We start from the raw sequence: 20,479 nt of genomic DNA on the forward strand, positions 1-20,479 counted from the left end.
GCCGGTGTCCGTCGCTGGCTGGGCAGGGCGTGACCGATGACCCGTGGTTCCACGGATGACGGCGCGGTCGGTCCCGGCGACGCTCCGGTGGTGCCGACAGCCTCCTGGCCCCTTGATCGCGTCGACGAGCCGTCGATCGCGTGTCGACGGGACGTCGACACGCAGCTGGTGTGCTCGTCCACATCCGCCCCAGCAGGGGCGCCACCACCACCACACGACCGGAGGAACACCACCGTGAGCAGCACCATGAGCAGCACCGAGACCACCACGCCCCTGCCGTTCGAGACCGAGTGGGAGCTCGGGCGTCTGCCGCTCCTCTGGGCCCGGGCGCTGGACACCGCCGACGCCGCCGTGCTCGACGGGCTCCTCACCGAGGACGTCGTCGTCGACATGACGCCGGCCACGACGAAGATCGGCCTGGAGTTCCCCGTCCTGCGCGGCCGCGAGACGGTCATCCCGACGATGATCGGCGCCGTCGGCCCGCTCGACACGATGCACGCGGTCAGCAACGTCACCGCCCGCGGCCTCGGCGACGGGTACCTCGTCGAGGCCTACGCCCTCGCGCAGCACCACCTGCCCGGCGAAGGTCCAGACACGACGTCGACCCGCCACGCCCTGATGGGCAACACCTGGACCTTCCACGTCCGCGTCACGCCCGAGGGGCCGCGCGTGGCTCGGTTCACGATGGACTGCCGCTGGATGGAGGGCGACCCGACGGTGCTGCTCGCGGCGATCAGCTGAGGGCGCGGGGCCCCTCGGGGCCGTGATCCTAGGCCGGAGCGCGTTTCCGTCGTGTGTCCGATGCGTGCACGAATACGCGCACGCTTGGCCTCTTGTCTGCACGAATCCGCGCAGCAACACTGAGCCGCATGACATCGACGACCCGAGTGCCGCGCACTCACGACCGCATGACGGGCTACGTGTACATCGCCATCGCCGTCAGCACCCTCGGCGGTCTGCTCTTCGGCTACGACATCGGGGTCTCCGGAGGCGCTGGCGGGTTCGTCGCCGGTGACTTCCACCTCGGCAGCTTCCTCACGGGCGCCGTCGTCAGCGGATCGACGCTCGGCGGGGCGATCGGCGCCCTCGCGGGTGGCCCCCTCGCCGACCGGTTCGGCCGTCGATGGACGCTCCTGTTCTCCGGGGTCCTGTTCAGCCTCGGCGCCCTGGTGTCCGCGGTCGCGCCGGACCTGGCCGTCCTGATGGTCGGCCGCGTGGTCGTCGGGCTGGGCGTCGTCGCAGCGTCGGTCCTGGTCCCCGTGTACATCGCCGAGCTCGCGCCGTCCCGGCTCCGCGGCGCACTCGTGGCCGGGTTCCAGCTGCTGACCACGCTCGGGATCCTCGCCGGCTACGGCATCAACGCCGCGCTGGCGTCCACCGAGGCCTGGCGCTGGTCGCTCGGCCTCGCGGCGGTGCCCGGCGTCCTGCTGGCCCTCGGCGTCCTGCTCATCCCCGAGTCGCCGCGGTGGCTCGTCGTGCAGGGCCGCCCCGAGGCCGCGCTCACGGTGCTGCGTCGCATCCGCGGACGGGACGACGTCGCACACGAGATCGAGGAGATCGAGGCGGTCAACCGCGAGGACGCCACGGCACAGCGCGGACGCTGGCGTGACCTGTTCCGCGGCTGGGTGCGTCCGATGGTGGTCATCGGGATCCTCGTCGCCTTCTTCGCGAACGGCTGCGGCATCAACCTCATCGTGTACTTCGCCCCGCAGATCCTGCAGTCGATCGGCATGGGCGCATCGGCGTCGCTGCTCGCGACCGTGGGCCTCGGGGTCGTCAACGTCGTCTTCACCGGGGTCGGCATGGCCCTCGTCGACCGGGTCGGTCGCCGTCCGATGCTGCTCGTGGGCGCCATCGGCATGACGGTGTCCCTCGGGGCCCTGGCCGTCCTGCTCGCGTTCCCCGTGAACAGCAGCACCGCAGCGCTCTCGCTCATCTGCCTCGCCGTGTACATCGTCGTGTACGCGGTGAGCCCGGGCCTCGTCGCCTACGTCGTGATCTCGGAGATCTTCCCGCTGCACGTGCGGGCCAAGGCGACCGCGGCCGCGACCTTCGTGATCTTCGCCACGAACCTGGTCATCGGCGTCTTCTCGCTCCCGCTGCTCGACTCCATCGGGGCACCTGCCACGATGTCGATCTTCGCGGTCGTGTGCCTGGTCTTCGTCGGCTTCTGCCTGAAGATGCCGGAGACCAAGGGCCGGACGCTCGAGGAGCTCGAGGAGCACTTCCGCACCGGGGGCGCCGCGCGTGCCACCGCCGAGCAGGTCCGTACCGGCGCATGACTACGATCGAGGCACCTGCACACCACTCCTGGGGGTCGCCGATGCCGCAGACACCGGCCGAGCGGCGTCAGGCGATCCTCGACCAGGTGCGGGACACCGGGTACGTGCGAGCCGTCGACCTCAGCGCCGCCCTGCACGTGGACTCGTCGACGATCCGGCGCGACATGGAACGCCTCGAGCGGGCGGGCCTGATCCGGCGCATGCACGGCGGCGCGCTCCCCGCGGACCCGGCCGACACGATCGACACCCCCTACGAGGTGCGGCGGTCGCAACACCTCGCCGAGAAGACCGCGATCGGCGTCGCCGCGGCCGCGCTGGTCGCCGACGGTCAGTCGGTCCTCATCGACAACGGGTCCACCGCGTACCAGGTGGCGGCGGCGCTCGGCGACCACCGCGGCCTCACCGTGGTGACGAACGACCTCATGGTCGCGATGTGCCTCCGGGCGCAGCGCGCGCACCAGGTCCACGTGACCGGCGGCCTGCTGCTCGACACGGTCTTCACGCTCGTCGGACCGGTCGCGACGCACGCAGTCGAGGGGCTGCACGTCGACTGGGCCTTCCTCGGCGCCGAGGGCGTCGACCCCGACGCCGGCATCACCAACATCAACGTCGTCGAGCTGCCCCTGAAGCGGGCGATGATCGACGCCGCACAGCACGTCGCGGTGGTCGCCGACAGCTCGAAGCTCGGCCGGCGCTCACTCGCCACCGTGTGTGCGCTCGACGACGTGGACGCCGTCATCACCGACGACGGTGTCGCGGTCGACGACCGCGCCGCCTACGGGGACGTGCTCCGCTGCGTGCCCGTGCCGCGCTGAGCGCGCCTGCTCCTCCTCCTCCCAGATCCACCCGTCCCAGAACCAACGAGGGAACCACCATGTCCAACGGCACCGCCGAGACCTCCTCCTACATCGACGACATCACCGAGCAGCCGGCAGCGCTCCGGCGCCAGGCGGACGCCCCGCTCCCGGCAGCGCTCCGCGACGTCGACCTCCGTGACCACGACCGCATCGTCCTGACCGGGATGGGCTCGTCCGACTACGCCGCGGTCCCGATCGAACGGGCGCTCGCCGCGGCCGGCCTGCCCGTCGTCCGGATCGACGCCGGCCAGCTCCTCGACGTCCCGCAGCGCGTCACGAACCGCACGCTCCTGTGGGCGACGTCCCAGTCGGGCAGGAGCGGCGAGGTCGCGGCCCTGGCCGACCAGCTCACCGGGTCGTGCAAGCCGGCGCTGACCATCGCCACGACGGACGACACGACGAGCCCGCTCGCCGGCATGGCCGACATCGTGCTCGAGCTGCACAGCGGCCCCGAGGCCACGGTCAGCACGAAGAGCTACCTCAACACCCTGGCCGCTCAACACCGAGCCCTCGCCCTGCTGACGGGTGGCTCGGTCGAGGCCGTCGACGAGGAGGTCCGCCGGATCGCGGACGACGTCGCCGCGCTGCTCGACGCCTGGCCCGTCCCCGACGCGTTCGCCGAGCAGGCCTGGAACGCCCCCCGCGCCCGGTTCGCGTACATCGGGATCGGCGACGACGCGGCGACCGCGCTCACGGGTGCCCTCATCACGAAGGAGTCGAGCAAGGTGCCGGTCGAGGGCTTCGTCGGGGGCGCGTTCCGCCACGGTCCGTACGAGCTCGCCGGTCCCGGCCTGACCGCCGTGCTGTTCGGTCCGGGCGGTGCCGAGGACCCGTTCCTGCCCGGGCTCGCCCGCGACCTGGTCCGCTCCGGCGCCACCGTCCTGACCGTGGGTCCCCGCGCGTACGACGGCACCGAGCTCCTCGCCACGCCGGACCGGGACAGCGCACTCGCACGGCTCGCCGTCGGGTCCGTCCGCACCCAGCTGCTCACCCTCGCGTTCGCGAAGGCCACCGGCGAGGTCGCCGGGCGCTTCCGCTTCGGCCAGAAGGTGACGGCCGCACTGTGAGCGCCCCGGCCGTCTGCCGGGTCGGCGTCGACCTCGGCGGGACCGGTTCGCGGGTCATCGGCGTGGTGGACGACGAGGTCGTCGCCGCGGTCGACGTCCCGTCGGCCGAGCTCGGCGCGGGGACCGAGGCGGATCGCGTCGACCGGCTCGCGCAGCTCGTCGAGCGGGTCGTCCCGTCCGGTGCTGACCTGGCAGCGGTCGGCATCGGGGCGAGCGGCCCCGTCGACGTCGCGGCCGGCGTCGTCCACAACAGCGCGACGCTGCCCTGGTTCACGGGCTTCCCCGTCGTCGACCAGCTCCGGGCCCGGCTCGGCGTGCCCGTCGGCATCGACAACGACGCGGTCGCTGCGGCCTACGGGGAACTCCGGGCCGGCGCGGGCACCCAGACCGACCGGCTCCTCATGGTGACCCTCGGTACCGGTGTCGGCGTCGCGATGCTCGTCGAGGGCCGACCGGTCCGCGGTGCCGACGGCGCGCACCCCGAGGGCGGCCACATCCCGATCAGCAGTGACCCCGAGCGCTGCTACTGCGGGCTCACCGGGTGCTTCGAGCAGGCCGCGGCGCGCAGCACCCTGCAGCGGCGGCTGAGTGAGGCCATGGGCGGCGTCGCAGCCGACCGCACCCTGATCGCCGAGGCGATGACGGTGGCGGAGCACGACGAGCGTGTCCGAGCGGTCTTCCGTGACTACGCCGTCGCCGTCGGCCGCGGGCTCGCCGCCCTGCACACGCTCTGGCAGCCGAGGGTCACGGTCCTCGGCGGCAGCGCGGCGATCTGCCTGCCGCTCATCCGCGAGGACCTGCTCCGGACCCTCGACCGGTCCGAGGACTACCGCGTCGACGTGGACCTGCGCGCAGCGGTGCTCGGGGACAACGCCGGCGCCATCGGCGCCGCCCTGGCGATCAGCGCGGACGCCCGCTGACCGGGTCGCGTCGAGCGCGACCAGATGACGGCCTGGAGGCTCGTGGCGGGCCCGCCACGAGCCTCCAGGCCGTCACGCACCCGCCGTGCACGTGTGTCGGAGCCGGGCGCTCGGGTCAGTCCGCGCGTCCGACCAGGCGCCGGAGGAACTTCCCGACCGCGGTGCGCCGTGGCCGCCACCCGTGGGCGCGGAGCACCTCGTTCACCGGCTTCGAGATCCACAGGGAGTTGAACGCGTACGAGCCGGTCGAGTTCGACGACGTCCTGGTCGTCGACGTCGTCAGCCGTGTGTACTCGGCCGTCTCGGGCAGCAGCCGCACGGTGTACCGGTAGGTGAACCGCTCGCGGCCGGTTGCTCCTCCCCAGCCGGCGACGACGGCACCGTCCTCGTCGACGACCGAGAAGGGGTGCTTCGTCGCGTGGTCCAGGGCCAGCAGCGCGGCGCGCACCTCGGCCTCGGAGGACGGTCGGTCGGCAGGCAGCGTCGTCATGGGGGCACGCTACCAAGGGCCGGTGCCGGGTCTCCGGACGGCCGGAAAGCGCGTTCCCCTCATTCTGGGGCTGGCTCGTTCGCGGCCCTGAGCGGTGGGATCGGTGTATGCACACGCACGAACTTGACGCCCCCGCCGACGACACGGAGTCGATGCGATCGCGCATCGTCGCCGGGATGATGCAGTCGCTGCGCACCCGACCGCTGCACGAGGTCACCGTCGAGAGCGTCGCGCGCGAGGCCGACACCACCGCTGCGACCGTCGAGGCCGTGTTCCCGAGCTGGGACGGCCTGCTCCTCGCCACGATCGACCAGTGGAACGAGCAGCGCACCGGCCCGCTCATGGGGATCGCCGAGCAGCACGGCACGATCCGGTTCCTGCGCGCCATCGTGACGTCGAACATCGCCGACCCGTCGCTGATGCGCTTCCTGACGTCGACGCTCAACATCGCCGCCGCGCCCGACCACCCGCTCGCGCCGATGCTGCACATGCGGTGGCGTCGGTTCCACGCGTTCGTGCAGCGTGCCCTCGAGCGTGACGTCCAGCTCGGCCGGGAGCCCGGCACGATGGAGCCGGCGCGCGGTTCCGAGCAGCTCCTCGCCACGTACGAAGGACTGCAGCTGCAGTCGATGGTCCGGCCGGAGATGGACCTGCTCGAGGCCTACGACCGCGCCGTCACCCGCCTGCGCGAGGGCTGGGCCCGCGAGTACGTCGCTCCCGTCTGGGACCTCGAGCTCGCGAGCTGAGCCCGCCGGCGTCGACCAGCGCAGCTCAGCTCTGGTCGATGTCGAACACGACCACGTGCTGGCTGCCGGCCCCGATGAACTGTCCGACGGGCTGGTGCGACGGGTGCGGCAGGTAGGCCGCCAGGGACTCCCGGTCGCGGAACTCGACCACGAGCATCCAGTCGAAGTCGCCCTCCTTGCCCTCGGTGCTCACGCTCGACCCCGACTGCACGGAGAGCACCCCCTCGATCTTCGTCAGGTGTTCCCGTGCGAGGGAGTCGGCCTCGGCGGACCGGTCCCCGTCGGCGTTCCACTGGACCAGGACCACGTGCGTCACTCCGGACATCGAGTTCTCCTCCACCGGCCGTCCGCCCTGGACGACGTGTTCGCAGCATGCCACTGCCACCGGTGGCGCCTGCCAGGGAGAATGAGCGAGCCTCGTCCTACCGACCCTGGAGTCCCCGTGCACATCGCCGCCGTCGCCCTCTCGCTGCTGCTCGCCGTCGCCATGCTCGGGTCCGGGGTGATGAAGCTCCTCGGCACCGCACAGATGACCGAGAACATGCGCGTGGTCAACGTGTCCGTGCCTCAGATGCGCGTCCTCGGCGTGCTCGAGCTCCTCGCCACGGTCGGACTGGTCGTCGGCCTGTGGGTCCCCGCGATCGGCATCGCCGCCGCGATCGGCGCGGTCGTCTACTTCGCCGGCGCGGTCGTCGCGCACGTGCGGGCACACGAGAAGAACGTGCAGCCCGCAGCGGTCCTGTTCGTGTTCGCGGTCGCGACCCTGGTGGTCCTGCTCCTCGCGCTCTGAACGGGACAGCCCGGCATCCGTGTCAGGATCAATCAGTGAGCACCAGGGAGAACGACGCGGCTGCAGGACCGACAGGCCCGAGCCTCCCGTCGGTCGTGGTGATCGCCGCCATGGCCGAGGAAGCCGCGGCGTTCGCCGCCTTCGCCACCGATCCTCCTGCGGAGCCGGTCGGCGGCGCGCCCTGGTTCGTCACCGTCAACGGGGCCCGCGTCGCCCTGGTGCGGAGCGGGATCGGGTTCACGAACGCGACGATCGCCGCCGCTCGCTGCTTCCACCTGTTCGGGGCGGCCGTCCCGATGATCAGCATCGGTTCCGCCGGCGGCCTCGCCACGGACGTGGAGCTCGGCGACGTCGTCGTCGGTCGGGACTACGTGAACCTCAACGCGGACGCCACGGTCTTCGGCTACCGGATCGGGCAGGTGCCCGGGATGCCCGAGCGCTACGCGGCCGACCCGCGGCTGGTCGACCACGCCCTCGCCGCCGTGGTCCCGTTCCGCGTCCGCCCACACGTCATCGGCTCGAGCGAGGTCTTCGTGGCGGACCAGCGCGCTCGGGCCCTCCGGGAGGTCTTCCCGGACGTCGGCGCTGTCGACATGGAGTCGGCGGCGATCGCCCAGTTCGCGCACGTCCACGACGTCCCGTTCGTGTCGGTGCGGGGCATCAGCGACCTCTGCGCGCCGACGGGGGAGCAGTTCCGGGCCCACCTGGACGATGCGTCCGACCGAGCGGCACGCGTGGCGGTCAGCCTGGTGACCGCACGACACCGAGCGCTCGGGGCGTCCGCCAGCTAGACGACCGGCGTCGATGCCGTCGGCGTCGGGTCCCCGACCTCGGCGTCGGTGACCTGCGGCACGGCACTCGACCGCCGCAGGCCCAGCCCGACCAGCACGACCGCACCCACCACGGCGATGCCGGCCGACAGCCAGAAGTCCCCGGCGATGCCGACGGTGCTGACGGCCACGCCGCCCAGGACCGACCCGGCGGCGATGGCGAGCTGGATCGTCGTGACGAACAGGGCGAGCCCGGTCTCGGAGCCGCCGGGGGACGCCGTCGACATCCACGTCTGCATCCCGAGGGGGAGCGCTCCCCAGACCAGGCCCCACACGACCAGCAGGGCGAAGACGCCGACGACCGAGTGCGCCAGGAGCGGGAGCGCGACGACGGCGGCGGCGAGGACGAACTTCGACGCCCCGATCGTCCCGAGCACGCTGCGGTTCAGGGTGAACCCCGCGGCGAAGTTGCCGACGATCCCGGCGACGCCGAACACCAGCAGTGCGAGGGTCACCGTGTCCGGGCCGACCCCGACGAGCTCCTGGAGGAACGGCGCGACGTACGTGTAGGCGGCGAACTGCGCGGCGAAGACGAACGCGGCGGCGATGAGCCCCACGCGGGCCCGAGGGACCCGCAGCAGTGCGCCGAGCGTGCTGAAACGCACCCGCTGCACGGCCGGGATGCTCGGCAGCATCACCAGCTGCAGCACGAGGGCGACGAGGCCGAGCACCCCGCCGATGACGAATCCGAGACGCCAGCTGCCGATCGACGACACGAACGCGCCGAGCGGCAGGCTCACCACGGTGGCGACCGAGACGCCGGCGGTGATGAAGGACGTCGCGCGGATCGTGGCGGAGGGCTTGACGAGCCTCCCGGCGATGCCCGCGCCGATCGCCCAGAAGCCGCCGATGCCGACACCGAGGAGCATGCGTGCGACCAACAGGATGCCGAAGGACGGGGCGATGGCCGCCAGGCCGTCGGCGACCACGAGCAGCACGGTGAGGGCGACCAGGACGACCCGGCGGTCGAGCTGCGACGTGGCGACGGTGACGACCGGGGCGGCGACGGCGCCGACCAGTCCGGTCGCGACCACCATGAGGCCGGCCGTGCCGATCGGCACGTCGAGGTCGGTGGCGATGGCAGGCAGGAGCCCGATGGGCAGGAACTCGGAGAGCACCAGGACGAAGGACCCGAGTGCGACGGAGACCACGCTGAGCCACCCGCGGCGCTCTGCTGACGATGTCATGGCCAGTGCAAAGCCGAGGGCGTCTCGTCCATTCCCACGTGTCAGCGGTGTTCTCCGGGACCGGTTCTCCGGGACGTGGGAGTTCGGATCGCGCGGTGACGGATCTGGTTCACGGTCCTCGGATTCCGCCGACCGGATCCGTCAGCGCCCGTTCCGAATTCGGCCCGGGGCGTGGGCATGCGCCTGGGAGCCGTCCGTTGCAGATCAGTGCCGCACCGCGTACCGCAGCGCCACCGCCCCCGTGCGGAACGTCCGCGTCGACAGCAGCTCGAGACCCACCTGGCGCTCGCCGCGGGGGAAGAACGGCCGGCCGCCGCCCACGAGCACCGGGCACACCCGCAGGCGGTACTCGTCGACCAGGTCGTGCTCCGCCGCCGAGGCCGCCAGGTCCGCGCCGCCGACTGCGATCTCGCCGTCGCCGGGCTCGGCGCGGAGGCGTGCGACCTCCTCGGGGACACCGTCCGTGGCCAGCCGCGTGTTCGTTCCGGTCACGCTCGACAGGGTCCGCGAGAACACGACCTTCGGCAGCTGCCTCCAGCGCTCGGCCCACTCCTGCTCGGCGGCGTCCCACGAGTCGGCCTGGTCCGGGTCCTCCCAGGAGGACATGGTCTCGTACAGCCGTCGGCCGAGCAGGTGCACGTCGACCCCGCGGAGCTCGTCGAGGAAGGCGCCGAACTCCTCCTCGTCCGGCGGCGCCCAGTCGAAGCCGCCGTCGGGCCCGACGATGAACCCGTCGAGCGAGACGCTCATGGAGACCGTCACCCGTTTCATGGGGCGCAACCTACGCCCGCAGCGCTCCCGGCGCATTCCTGAGCCGGCACGCACCGCCGCTGCCTACCGTTCCGGGCGTACCACCGACGAGAGGAAGCACCACCATGGCAACTGGAGTTGCAGCAGTCTGGGTCCCGGTCACCGACATGGAGCGCGCGGTCGCGTTCTACCGCGACACCCTCGGTCTCACCGTCACCGACCAGTCCGAGGACTGGAGCGAGATCGACGCCAACGGCCTGCGCATCGGCCTGAACGCGCGCGAGTCCGCCGGCCCCTCGAAGGACGGCGGCGCGGTCGTGTCCTTCCAGCCGGACGGCAGCATCGAGGACGAGGTCGCCTCGCTCCGCGAGAAGGGCGCCGACATCCAGGGCGAGATCAGCGAGCACCCGTGGGGCAAGATCGTCCCCTTCAAGGACAGCGAGGGCAACGACCTGCAGCTGTACGCACCGCCGGCCAACTGAGCAGGTGACGGACGGGAGGCGCGGTGCCAGCTGGCACCGCGCCTCCCGTCTGCTGTCGGTCGCGTCCGCGCCCTGTCGGCGACCGGTCGGTCGCCCTCGCCGCCGGACCAGTACGAGATCTGCGGGCGGGACGGGGCAGCCGCTACCGTTGTCGGCATGACGAGCGCGGGGGCGACGAGCGATGACTGGTCCCGCCTGCCCGTCGGGCCTCGCGAGCACCGGCAGGACGTGGTGCTCGCCCTCGTGCTGGCAGCGGGCATCGCGATCTCGACGGTGCTGTACGGCTCGTCCGGCATGTTCGACGACCCGGCACCGTGGTGGGTGTGCGCCCTCATGGTCGTCGCGAACGCGGGGCCGATCGCGTTCCGGCGCCGGTACCCCATGACCGTGGCGGTGCTCGTCGCGCTGGCGTTCGCCGGCACACAGCTCCTCCGCGTGCCCGAGGGGCTGTTCATCAACTTCACGCTGTTCATCGGGCTGTACACGGTCGGTGCGTGGTGCTCCGACCGGGTGCGCGCGGAAGCGGTGCGGTGGATCGTCATCGTGGGCATGTTCGCGTGGGTGTTCCTGGCGATCGTGTTCCGCTGGTCCGTCCCCTCGGCGGTGTCCGGGGACAGCGACACCCTGATCCCGTCGTACGTCGCGAGCTCGCTCCTGTCGATCATCATCAACCTGGTCTACTTCGGCGCCGCCTGGTACTCGGGCAACCGTGCCTGGGCGTCGGCGGTCGCCAAGGACGCCCTCGACCAGCGGACGCTCGAGCTCGCGGTCGAACGCGAGCGCACCGCGGCGCAGGCCGTCACGCTCGAGCGGGTCCGCATCGCGCGCGAGCTCCACGACGTCGTCGCGCACCACGTCTCGCTCATGGGCGTCCAGGCCGGTGCTGCTCGACGCGTGCTCGAGCGCGACCCCGCCCAGGCCGCGGCGTCGCTCGGCGTGGTCGAGGAGAACGCCCGCACCGCCGTGGAGGAGCTCCGGCGGATGCTCGGCACGCTGCGCGAGAACGACGGCGACGTCACCCGCGCGCCCCTCGACGACGCCCCGAGCACCGAGGGCATCAGCCGTCTCGCCGAACTCGTGGACGCCGCGACGACCGCCGGGCACCCGTCGCGGTACTCGGTCGTCGGCGAGGAACGTCCGGTCCCGCCGACCGTCGCCACGGTGGCCTACCGGATCGCGCAGGAGGCCGTGACGAACGTGCTCAAGCACGCCGGGCCGGACGCCCGTGCGGACCTGCGCCTGCGCTACCTGCCGGACGCGGTCGAGGTCGAGGTGACGGACACCGGGAACGGGGGCCGAGCCTCCCGGCCGTCCAGCGGGGACGAGGACGACCGCAGCCGGGGCAGCGGACTCGGCCACGTCGGGATGCGGGAACGGGTGGCCGCCGTCGGCGGGACCGTGGAGATCGGGCCGCGCGCCCGGGGAGGGTACCTGGTGCGCGCATGGCTGCCGACACCGTGAACGTCCGTGTGGTCCTGGCCGACGACCAGGTCCTGGTGCGGGCGGGGTTCCGGGTCATCCTCGAGTCGGAACCCGGCATCTCCGTCGTCGGTGAAGCGGCGGACGGGGCCGCTGCGGTCGACGCCGTGTTGACGCACCGGCCGGACGTGGTGTGCCTCGACGTGCAGATGCCGGGCGTCGACGGGATCGAGGCCGCCCGTCGGATCGCTGCACTGGAGCACCCGCCGGCCGTCCTCGTCCTGACGACGTTCGACAACGACGACACGCTGTTCCAGGCCCTCGATGCCGGCGCGAGCGGGTTCCTGCTGAAGAACGCGTCCCCGGAGCAGCTCGTGGACGCCGTGCTGACCGTCGCGGCCGGGGACGCGTTGCTCGCACCGGACGTCACCAGGCGGGTCATCAGCCGCGCGACGGCGGGGGCGAGTGCCGGGTCCACGGGAGGGGCGGCGGCTGCGGCTGCGTCTTCAGCGTCCGCGTCCGTGCCCGTGTCTTCTGCCGCGTCCGCGCCGGACGTCGCCGAGCCGTGCGTGGTGCCGGGGCTGACCGAGCGCGAGACCGAGGTGCTCCAGCTGCTCGGTCGGGGCCTGAGCAACGCCGAGATCGCCGGACTGCTCTTCGTCGGTGACGCCACGGTGAAGACGCACGTGTCGAACGTGCTGCAGAAGCTCCAGCTCCGCGACCGGGTGCAGGCCGTCGTGTGGGCGTACGAGCACGGGGTGGTCCGCTCGCGCGGCTGACGCCCGCTCGCCCGGCTGACCGGTCTCCTCCCAGCGGGGGAGGGCCAGGACCCGCCCCGGGAGGGAGGCGCGGTGGGGGCCCGCTCCGTAGCGTCGGACGTGCAGTGGGGGACCCCACCGCAGGAGGGGAAGACGCGATGCTCAGTGTCGACGGGGTCACGAAGCAGTTCGGTGACCGCCGCGTGCTCGACGACGTGACGTTCACGGTCGGCCGAGGACGGCTCACCGGGTTCGTCGGCGGCAACGGCGCCGGCAAGACGACCACCATGCGGATCATGCTCGGGGTGCTCGCTGCCGACAGCGGGACCGTGTCGATCGACGGCCAGGCCGTCGGGCCCACCGACCGTCGGCGCTTCGGCTACATGCCCGAGGAACGCGGGCTCTACCCGAAGATGCCCGTCGCCGAGCAGGTCACGTACCTGGCCCGACTGCACGGCGTCGAGCGCCGGACCGCAGCCGCCCGCACGGCGGAGCTGCTCGACCGGTTGGAGCTCGGCAAGCACGCCGGCGACCCGGTGGAGAAGCTGTCGCTCGGCAACCAGCAGCGCGTGCAGGTCGCCGCGGCGCTGGCGCACCGGCCCGAGGTGCTCGTGCTCGACGAACCGTTCTCCGGCCTCGACCCGATGGCGGTCGAGACCGTGCTCGGGGTGCTCCGCGAGACCGCGGCCGAGGGCGTCCCGGTGCTGTTCTCCAGCCACCAGCTCGACGTCGTCGAGCGGCTCTGCGACGACGTCGTGGTCATCGCGGACGGTCGCATCCGAGCCTCCGGCCCGCAGGAGGAACTCCGTCGCAGCGCTGGCCCGGCGGCGTGGGAGCTGCTGGTCGACGGCGACGCCGCATGGATCCGCGACGAGCCCGGCGTGCACGTGCGCGACTTCGACGGCGGGTACGCCGTGTTCGAAGCCGACGACGCCGTCGCGCAACGCGTGCTCCAGCGCGCGGTCACCACGGGGACGGTGGGGTCGTTCGGCCGCCGCGTGCCCCGTCTCAGCGAGGTCTTCCGGGAGGTCGTCAAGTGAACAGCTCGAGCCAGGCGGTGCGGCTCGTCTCCGTCCGCGAGATCCAGGCGCGGCTCCGCAGCAAGGCCTTCGTCGTGTCGGCCGCCATCCTGCTCGTGATGGTCGTCGCCTCGATCGTCGTCGGTGGCCTCGTCGGGAAGGCCAGCTCCGACGACACCACCCCGGTCGCGGTCGTCGACGGCGTCTCGCTGCCCTCCACCGGCGGCCTCGACGTGACGCGCGTCGACGACCGTGCCGCCGCCGAGCAGCTGGTCCGGAGTGGTGACGTCGACGCCGCGATCGTGCCCGAGTCGGGTCCGCTCGGCTTCGGCGTGGTCGGCCTCGACCAGGCGCCGACGGACGTGGTGCAGGCGCTCGCCGTGTCGCCGCGTGTCGAGCTCCTCGACCCGGACGCCCTGCCGCCCGGGCTCGTGTCGCTCGTCGGGGTCGCGTTCGGCGTCGTGTTCTTCGCCGCCGCGGTCACGTTCGGGCAGTCCATCGCGCAGAGCGTGGTCGAGGAGAAGTCGACCAGGGTCGTCGAGATCCTGATGGCCGCGATCCCCGCCCGTGCGCTGCTGGCGGGGAAGGTGCTCGGCAACAGCGTGATGGCGCTCGGGCAGATCGTCGCGATCGCGATCGCCGCGGCGGTGACGCTCGCCGTGACCGGGCAGGACAACCTGTTCACGCTGCTCGGGCCGAGCATGCTCTGGTTCGTCGTGTTCTTCGCGATCGGGTTCGTGCTCATCGCGGCGCTGTTCGCGGCGTCGGCAGCGCTGGTGTCCCGCCAGGAGGACGTCGGCAGCGTGACGACCCCGGTGATGATGCTCGTGATGATCCCGTACTTCCTGATCATCTTCGCCGCGGACGACCCCACGGTCCTCGGGATCATGTCCTACGTGCCGTTCAGCGCCCCGATCGGGATGCCGATGCGGATCTTTTTGGGGACCGCGGAGTGGTGGGAGCCGGTCGTGTCGCTGCTCGTCGTCATCGCGTCGGCCGCGCTCGTCGTGGTCATCGGCGCCCGGGTCTACGAGAACGCCCTGCTCCGGACCGGCGGTCGGGTCAAGCTGACCGAGGCACTGCAGCGCTGACGCGTCGGCGCTGCCGCGGGGCGTCGGCGACTCACTCGCTGATCGCGACCGTCCGCCCCGTCCGCGCCGACTCCTGCGCTGCCAGCACGATCGACAGCGTCCGCAGCCCCACCCGCACGTCGGGCTGGGGCTGCACGCCGGTGCGGACCGCGTCGAGGAACGTGCGGAGCATCACGGCGTCGAGGTCGGCGCCGTAGCGTGCCTCGATCGGCAGCCCGGTCGCGGCCACGACCCCGTGCGCGGCCGGCCCGAAGACGTCGAGCGACACCGTGCCACCGGTCCCCGCGACGTCGAGCGTCAGACCGCCCCACACTGCCGACGTGTCCGGCATGCTCCACGAGCAGTCGATCGCCGCGATGAGGCCGTCCGCGTACGTGATCGTGACGAGCCCACCGGTCTCGGCGCTGGGCAGAGCGCCGCCCGCCGGATCGGCGCTGGCCCCACCGCCCGCCCGCTCCGCGTGCAGCACCCGGTTGGTCACCGCCGTCACCGTCCGCGGCGCCGACCCCGTCAGCGCCTCGAGCAGGTCGGCGATGTGCACGACGTGGTCGGCCAGCGCCCCGCCGCCCGACAGCGCCGGGTCGGTGAACCAGTCGCGGCTGAGCGGCAGCATCCCGTTGTTGGCTCCGCGCACGGAGAACAGCTGGCCGAGTGCCCCGGCCTCGTGCGTGGCCCGCAGCGTCGCGAACGCCGAGGCGAACCGCACGGGGAACGCCACCATGAGCAGCACGCCGGCCCGCTCGACGGCGTCGCGGATGGCCAGGCCGTCCTCCCACGTGGTGGCGAGCGGCTTCTCGCAGAGGACGTGCACACCGGCCGCCGCCGCGCGCTCCACGAGCTCCCGGTGTCGGGCGTTCTCGCTCGTGACGATGACCGCGTCCGGGCCCCAGGCGAAGAGGTCGGCGTACGAGTCCGCGTACTCGACCCCGAGCGCCTCGGCCAGCTCGCGTCCCCGCAGCTCGTCACTCGTCGTCCCGGTGCTGACGCCGTCGGGGTCGGAGCCGATGACGTCGACGTCCGGCATCGCCCGCAGCGCCGACAGGTACCCGAGGGCGTGCGTGTGCGCGAAGGACAGCACCCCGATCCGCAACGCGGTCACGACAGCACCTCCGGTTGTCCGCTCGCGATCGAGCGCAGCGCGGCGTTGGCGATCCGCACGGCGGCCGCCCCGTCCTCGGCCGTGACCCGGGGAGCGGGACCGGTGCCGGCGATCGCCCCCACGAAGTCGGCGAGCTCCAGCCCGTACGGGTCCTCGGCCGGGTCGACCTGCGGCAGGAACCCGTCGACGGCCTCGGGCACCGCGAGGTCCGCGACGGAGTCGAGTTCGTCACGCGACCGGTGGGACAGGCTGCCGAGGGTCCCGGTCACCGAGTACTCGGTCGTGAACGCCAGGTGCTGCGGCCCCCAGACCCCGGCGACGTGGCTGATCGCGCCGGACGCGTGCGTGAGCAGCACATGCGCTGCGGCGACCGGCTCGGCCTCCGTCCCGGAGCGCACCGCGACGGCGGAGACGGTGGTGACCTCGCCGGCGATCCACCGCGCGATGTCGAGGTCGTGGATCATCTGGTCCATCACGATCCCGCCCGACAGTTCCGTGTCCGCGAACCACGCGGTCCGGATCGGGAAGGCGCCGGACCGCACGAACCGCAGGACCGCGAGATCGCCCAGGAGGCCCGTGGCCACGGCCTCCTGCAGGCGCGCGTACGCGGGGAACCAGCGCACCACCTGGGCCGGGTACAGCGCTCGGCCTGCGTCCCGAGCGCGCTGCACCAGGTCCGCCGCGTCCGCGTCGGTCCGCGCGAGCGGCTTCTCGGAGATGACGTCCTTGCCGGCGCCGAGGGCTGCGGGGACGACCTCCGCGTGGGCGAACGTCGGCGTCACGACGTCGACCACGTCGACGACGTCGAGCAGTGCCGCGAGCGAGTCGACCACCGTGATCGAGGACCCGGCGTCGGCAGCGGTCTCCGCGAACGCTGCCGCGAGGTCCTCGGCGCCGTCCCGGGCGAAGACGACCACCGGCCCCAGGCGCAGCAGCCCGGGCATGTGGGCGTGGGCGATGCCGCCGGCCCCGACGAGGCCGATCCGGAGCGGTGTCGCGGGCATCGGGCTCCTTGCGGGTGGGTCGACGGTGACGGTGCTGCCCATGCTAGCCAGCTGCCCGCGCCGGCCGTGCTGCCCGCGGGTCAGTCCACCTGGTCGGCCTCGACCGCCGCGCTCAGGCGCTCGAGGACGTCCGGCACCGCCGACCGCACCCGGCTCCAGCTCGGGATGAACGGCTTGTCGTTCGGCCTCGCGGTGAACGCGCTGCCGGCGTCGAGGACGGCCTGCGTGAAGAGCTCGACCGCGGCCTCCTCGGCGTGTTGGTCGAACGCCAGCCCGTTCATCACGGCCTCGTGCCGGTAGACCTCGACGATGTCGAGCGCGTTCCGGTAGTACGTCGCCTTGAGCACCCGGAAGGAGTCCGACGTCAGCGGGACCCCCATCGTGGCGAGCTTCCGGAACAGCGACTGCACGATGTCGTTGCCCATCCGTGCAAGTCCGCCGGTGCCGTCGGCCTCGGCGAGCGGCTGGTGCTTGTGGTCGTAGTCGTGGGCGATCTCGACCTGACAGACCTGGCGCGTCGCGTAGTCGCGGTACACCTCGGACAGCATCCCGATCTCGAGCCCCCAGCCGCCCGGGATCTTCAGGCCGTTCAGCACGTGCGCGCGCATCGCGAACTCACCGGACAGCGGGTAGCGGAAGCTCGCGAGGTACTCCAGGTACTCGGACTCCCCGTACACCTGGCGGAGCGACCGGAGCAGCGGCCCGACGAGCAGCCGTCCGACCCGTCCGTTGATGCGACCGTCGGCGACGCGGGCGTAGTAGCCCTTCGAGAACTCGTAGTCGAACGCCGGGTTCGCGAGCGGGTACAGCAGCCGCGCGAGCATGCCCCGCTCGTACGTCGTGATGTCGCTGTCGTGCAGGGCGATGCACTCGGCCCGCTCCGACGCCAAGGCGTACCCGGTGCAGTACCAGACGTTGCGGCCCTTGCCCGGCTCACCAGGTGCCAGGCCGGCGCGGTCGAGCTCGGCGTCGAGGGCACGGAGCCGCGGCCCGTCGTTCCACAGGATCCGGTGCCGCTGCGGCAGGCGCGAGAAGAACTCCCGGGCGTGCTCGAACTGTGCGCGGTCGGCCCGGTCGAGCCCGATGACGATCTCGCTGAGCCAGTCCGCCTCGGCCAGCTCGTCGACGATCCGCTCGAGGGCCGGTCGTTCGAGCTCCGAGTACAGCGCCGGCAGGATCAGGCTCATCGGGCGCTTCTCGGCGAAGCCCCGGAGCTCGTCCTCGATGCTCGCGGTGCTGCGTCGGGTCAGGTCGTGGAACGTCGTGATGACGCCGTTCTGGTGGAAGTCGCTCATCGGTCGCCCCTCAGGAAGTGGTTCAGTCCCTCGGCCCACCCCTGCGGGGCCGTGGTGGTCGTGCGGTGGACCCGCTCTGCCCGGTCGTCGGCGAGTGGTCCCGGTGCCGGTCCGACGCCGCGGACGACGACGGCCAGGTCGACGGCGTCGAGCATCGCGGTGTCGTTCGGTCCGTCGCCGAGGCCGATGGTCCGCGGCACGGACCCGGTCCGTCGTTCGTGGTCGGCGACGAGTGTCCGGACGGCGGCGCCCTTGTCAGCTCCGGCCGGCAGCACGTGCCAGAAGCGGCCGCCGCGGACCAGGTCGAAGCCGGCCTCGGTCAGTGCCGACCGGACGGCTTCGGCGCGGTGGTCGTCGCGCGGGTCCCAGCGCAGGACCTCGGAGGCGGTGCGGCACCGGGCAGCGCGCGCCCCGGCGAGGTCGAGGCCCGTCCAGGCCGCGACCTCCACGTCCGACGCGCCGGAGAACGTCGCGAGCTGCAGGCCCAGCGCGCGTCGGACCCGCTCGAGTGCGGCGTGGAGTCGACCGAGGTCGCCGTCTGCGGGCCCGGTCAGCTGCCGGCCGTCCACGCCGACGACGACCGCGCCGTTCTCGGCGACGAACGGCTGCCCGGTGAGGCCAGTCCGTGCCTGCAGCGCCGTGATCTCGACCGCGGTCTTGCTGCTGCAGAACACCACGGGGACACTCGCTCGCCGCAGCCGGTCGAGCATCGGCAGCGCCGCGTCGAACGTGTAGTCGTGGTGGTCGAGCAGGGTGCCGTCGAGGTCGGTGACGACCATCAGGTCGGGTTCTGGCATCGGTCTCCACTCGCGGCTGGCTGGGCTGCGGGCGGCGATGCCCGCCGACCAGCCTGCCACCTGCGGTGGACGTGCGGGTGAACAGACGGGAGGCTCCCCACCGGACTGGTGGGGAGCCTCCCGTCCGGTGGCCCGCCCGTCCGTCACGCCGCCTGTTCCAGCACCGCCTCGGCGCGCTCCGCGCTGCCCGCGTCGAGCCCGCGGTCGATGCGGCCCCGCGCCGCGAGCCAGATCACGACGCCGGCCAGGAAGACCAGGACCTCGGTGATCGTCAGCGCCCAGATGATGCCGGCGAGCCCGAACCACAGGTTGCCGAGCAGGACGATCGGGATGAACAGCACGCCCTGCGCCAGGGACATCGCGATCGCCGGGGTCGCGAGCCCCGCCGCCTGGAACAGCGACGTGAACAACCCCGTGAACCCGTTCACCACCGTCGCGACGAGCTGCGCGACCAGGATCGTCAGGCCGATCGCCAGCACCGAGTGGTCCGAGGAGAAGACGGTGAAGACCTGCTCCCGGAAGACGAACACCGTGCCGGAGAACACCAGCACGATCGCCCCGACCGTCAGCGCCGAGGCCCGCAGTGCCGAGCGGAGGCGCTCCCGGTCGCCCTTGCCGTACGCGTAGGCCAGCAGCGGCAGGACCCCGATCGTGACGCCCATCACCAGGAACTCCGGCACCTGGGCGATCCGGACGGCCACGCCCATCGCGGCCAGGGGGTCGTCGCCGTACTGCGCGGCCAGGTTGTTGAGCACGAGGGTCGTGACGATGAGGAACCCGGCCTGCAGCAGCTCGCTGACGCCGATGCCGAACACCGGACCGAGCACCGAGCGGCGGAGCGTGAACCAGCGCAGCGACAGGCTGACGTTCTCGCTGTGCGTGCCGAGCCACCGCACCCAGTAGACGATGCTCACGAGGTTCGCGAGCCCCACCGCGAGCGCAGCGCCCGCGACGCCCCAGTGCAGCACCAGGATGAACAGCACGTCGAACACCAGGTTCCCGACGGTCGACAGCATTAACCCGACCATCGCCTGGCGGGCGGCTCCCTCGGCGCGGATCATCTGCTCCAGGCAGAACGCCGCGGCGAGCACCGGCACGAAGGCGAGCATCACGCCGACGTAGGCGCTGGTCGCCGGCACCGCCGCGGCGTCCGCCCCGAGCAGCCCGACCAGGGGCCGCAGGAACAGCAGCCCGAGGCCGCCGAGCACGATGCCCGTCACGACCGAGCCCCAGACGGCGAAGGACGCGACGTGCTTGATTGCGCCCGCCGTGGCGGGGTCGTGCTCGGAGGCACCGAGCAACCGCGACATGAGCGAGCTGCCCCCGACGCCGAACACGCCGCCGACCGCCATCACCAGCCCGAGCAGCGGCGTGCCGAAGGTGATCGCCGCGAGCAGCGACGTGTCGTGCTGCGCGCCGATGAAGCCCGCGTTGATGACGTTGTACAGGGCGCTGACGACCATCGCCGCGGCCATCGGCACACACAGGTGCACGAGGGCTCGGGCGATGGGGGCGGCGGAGAGGTACCAGCGGTTCTTCTCCGCTGCGGTGGTGATGGTGGTGCTCATGGCTGTCCCCTTCCGGGCAGGGCTGAGC

Annotated in this window: 22 protein-coding genes; 13 read left to right on the plus strand and 9 right to left on the minus strand. The window is 72.4% G+C overall.

Translation table 11 applies throughout. The features are described from left to right. Nucleotides 1-234: 234 nt before the first annotated feature. The 5 genes from OVA28_RS05100 to OVA28_RS05120 all read left to right on the plus strand — a co-directional run bounded on the left by OVA28_RS05100 (nucleotide 235) and on the right by OVA28_RS05120 (nucleotide 5,126). Nucleotides 235-741, plus strand: a complete 507-nt coding sequence (locus OVA28_RS05100) for a nuclear transport factor 2 family protein (protein WP_268096009.1) — start codon at nucleotides 235-237, stop codon at nucleotides 739-741. Between the two features lie 128 nt (nucleotides 742-869). Continuing rightward, nucleotides 870-2,282: a sugar porter family MFS transporter gene (locus tag OVA28_RS05105; protein WP_268096010.1), complete on the plus strand. Its 1,413-nt coding sequence runs from the start codon at nucleotides 870-872 to the stop codon at nucleotides 2,280-2,282. Nucleotides 2,283-2,323: 41 nt separating this feature from the next. Next, on the plus strand, nucleotides 2,324-3,097 hold the full coding sequence (locus OVA28_RS05110; protein WP_268096011.1) for a DeoR/GlpR family DNA-binding transcription regulator: 774 nt from the start codon (nucleotides 2,324-2,326) through the stop codon (nucleotides 3,095-3,097). 59 nt (nucleotides 3,098-3,156) lie between these two features. After that, on the plus strand, nucleotides 3,157-4,206 hold the full coding sequence (locus OVA28_RS05115) for an SIS domain-containing protein (protein ID WP_268096012.1): 1,050 nt from the start codon (nucleotides 3,157-3,159) through the stop codon (nucleotides 4,204-4,206). Beyond that, entirely contained in the window at nucleotides 4,203-5,126 is a 924-nt protein-coding gene (locus OVA28_RS05120) for an ROK family protein (RefSeq protein WP_268096013.1), read from the plus strand. The genes OVA28_RS05115 and OVA28_RS05120 overlap by 4 nt, the downstream gene beginning before the upstream one ends. 115 nt (nucleotides 5,127-5,241) lie before the next feature. Here the strand turns inward: OVA28_RS05120 and OVA28_RS05125 are convergent, their stop codons facing one another. Further along, nucleotides 5,242-5,616 carry a hypothetical protein gene (locus OVA28_RS05125; protein WP_268096015.1) on the minus strand — a complete coding sequence of 125 codons (375 nt, stop codon included), beginning with the start codon at nucleotides 5,614-5,616 and terminating at the stop codon, nucleotides 5,242-5,244. A gap of 107 nt (nucleotides 5,617-5,723) precedes the next feature. Here OVA28_RS05125 and OVA28_RS05130 point away from each other — a divergent pair, with 107 nt between their 5' ends. After that, nucleotides 5,724-6,362 carry a TetR/AcrR family transcriptional regulator gene (locus OVA28_RS05130; RefSeq protein ID WP_194659757.1) on the plus strand — a complete coding sequence of 213 codons (639 nt, stop codon included), beginning with the start codon at nucleotides 5,724-5,726 and terminating at the stop codon, nucleotides 6,360-6,362. A 25-nt stretch (nucleotides 6,363-6,387) separates the two neighbouring features. Here OVA28_RS05130 and OVA28_RS05135 read toward each other — a convergent pair whose 3' ends face one another. Continuing rightward, entirely contained in the window at nucleotides 6,388-6,687 is a 300-nt protein-coding gene (locus tag OVA28_RS05135) for a Dabb family protein (protein WP_194659758.1), read from the minus strand. Nucleotides 6,688-6,804: 117 nt separating this feature from the next. On the opposite strand from OVA28_RS05135, the gene OVA28_RS05140 reads away from it, so the two are divergent. Together OVA28_RS05140 and mtnN are read left to right on the plus strand one after the other, a co-directional pair. Next, nucleotides 6,805-7,152 (plus strand): DoxX family protein, encoded by a 348-nt coding sequence (locus tag OVA28_RS05140; protein ID WP_268096016.1) that lies wholly within the window; start codon nucleotides 6,805-6,807, stop codon nucleotides 7,150-7,152. Between the two features lie 35 nt (nucleotides 7,153-7,187). Further along, complete coding sequence (gene mtnN, locus OVA28_RS05145; RefSeq protein WP_268096017.1) at nucleotides 7,188-7,943, plus strand: 5'-methylthioadenosine/S-adenosylhomocysteine nucleosidase; 756 nt, start codon at nucleotides 7,188-7,190, stop codon at nucleotides 7,941-7,943. Here mtnN and OVA28_RS05150 read toward each other — a convergent pair. Together OVA28_RS05150 and OVA28_RS05155 are read right to left on the minus strand one after the other, a co-directional pair. Beyond that, nucleotides 7,940-9,169, minus strand: coding sequence for an MFS transporter (locus tag OVA28_RS05150; RefSeq protein ID WP_268096018.1), 1,230 nt, complete (start codon nucleotides 9,167-9,169; stop codon nucleotides 7,940-7,942). The two genes, mtnN and OVA28_RS05150, sit on opposite strands and share 4 nt — an antisense overlap. Nucleotides 9,170-9,373: 204 nt before the next feature. Next, nucleotides 9,374-9,940, minus strand: a complete 567-nt coding sequence (locus tag OVA28_RS05155) for a dihydrofolate reductase family protein (RefSeq protein WP_268096019.1) — start codon at nucleotides 9,938-9,940, stop codon at nucleotides 9,374-9,376. 104 nt (nucleotides 9,941-10,044) lie between these two features. Here OVA28_RS05155 and OVA28_RS05160 point away from each other — a divergent pair, with 104 nt between their 5' ends. The 5 genes from OVA28_RS05160 to OVA28_RS05180 all read left to right on the plus strand — a co-directional run bounded on the left by OVA28_RS05160 (nucleotide 10,045) and on the right by OVA28_RS05180 (nucleotide 14,688). Further along, on the plus strand, nucleotides 10,045-10,401 hold the full coding sequence (locus OVA28_RS05160; protein WP_194659762.1) for a VOC family protein: 357 nt from the start codon (nucleotides 10,045-10,047) through the stop codon (nucleotides 10,399-10,401). A 156-nt stretch (nucleotides 10,402-10,557) separates the two neighbouring features. Next, complete coding sequence (locus OVA28_RS05165) at nucleotides 10,558-11,862, plus strand: sensor histidine kinase (protein ID WP_268096020.1); 1,305 nt, start codon at nucleotides 10,558-10,560, stop codon at nucleotides 11,860-11,862. Next, on the plus strand, nucleotides 11,844-12,599 hold the full coding sequence (locus OVA28_RS05170; protein ID WP_268096021.1) for a response regulator transcription factor: 756 nt from the start codon (nucleotides 11,844-11,846) through the stop codon (nucleotides 12,597-12,599). The genes OVA28_RS05165 and OVA28_RS05170 overlap by 19 nt, the downstream gene beginning before the upstream one ends. A gap of 137 nt (nucleotides 12,600-12,736) precedes the next feature. Further along, a complete protein-coding gene (locus OVA28_RS05175; protein ID WP_194659765.1) occupies nucleotides 12,737-13,618 on the plus strand; it encodes an ABC transporter ATP-binding protein in 882 nt (293 codons plus the stop codon). Continuing rightward, a complete protein-coding gene (locus OVA28_RS05180) occupies nucleotides 13,615-14,688 on the plus strand; it encodes an ABC transporter permease (protein WP_194659766.1) in 1,074 nt (357 codons plus the stop codon). The genes OVA28_RS05175 and OVA28_RS05180 overlap by 4 nt, the downstream gene beginning before the upstream one ends. A 31-nt stretch (nucleotides 14,689-14,719) precedes the next feature. Here OVA28_RS05180 and OVA28_RS05185 read toward each other — a convergent pair whose 3' ends face one another. The 5 genes from OVA28_RS05185 to OVA28_RS05205 form a co-directional block, all read right to left on the minus strand. Continuing rightward, complete coding sequence (locus OVA28_RS05185; protein ID WP_268096023.1) at nucleotides 14,720-15,787, minus strand: Gfo/Idh/MocA family protein; 1,068 nt, start codon at nucleotides 15,785-15,787, stop codon at nucleotides 14,720-14,722. Further along, nucleotides 15,784-16,791, minus strand: coding sequence for a Gfo/Idh/MocA family protein (locus OVA28_RS05190; RefSeq protein WP_268096024.1), 1,008 nt, complete (start codon nucleotides 16,789-16,791; stop codon nucleotides 15,784-15,786). Before OVA28_RS05190 ends, OVA28_RS05185 begins: the two co-directional genes overlap by 4 nt. Nucleotides 16,792-16,871: 80 nt before the next feature. Next, on the minus strand, nucleotides 16,872-18,086 hold the full coding sequence (locus OVA28_RS05195) for a glycosyl transferase (RefSeq protein ID WP_194659768.1): 1,215 nt from the start codon (nucleotides 18,084-18,086) through the stop codon (nucleotides 16,872-16,874). After that, nucleotides 18,083-18,883 (minus strand): HAD-IIB family hydrolase, encoded by an 801-nt coding sequence (locus tag OVA28_RS05200; RefSeq protein WP_194659769.1) that lies wholly within the window; start codon nucleotides 18,881-18,883, stop codon nucleotides 18,083-18,085. The genes OVA28_RS05195 and OVA28_RS05200 overlap by 4 nt, the downstream gene beginning before the upstream one ends. Nucleotides 18,884-19,026: 143 nt before the next feature. After that, the gene (locus OVA28_RS05205; protein ID WP_268096026.1) at nucleotides 19,027-20,451 is read right to left on the minus strand and encodes an MATE family efflux transporter; all 1,425 of its coding nucleotides are present in this window, start codon (nucleotides 20,449-20,451) and stop codon (nucleotides 19,027-19,029) included. Between the last annotated feature and the right edge of the window lie 28 nt (nucleotides 20,452-20,479).

It is taken from the genome of Curtobacterium sp. SL109 (assembly GCF_026672405.1).
In the GTDB taxonomy this organism is placed as follows: Bacteria; Actinomycetota; Actinomycetes; order Actinomycetales; family Microbacteriaceae; genus Curtobacterium.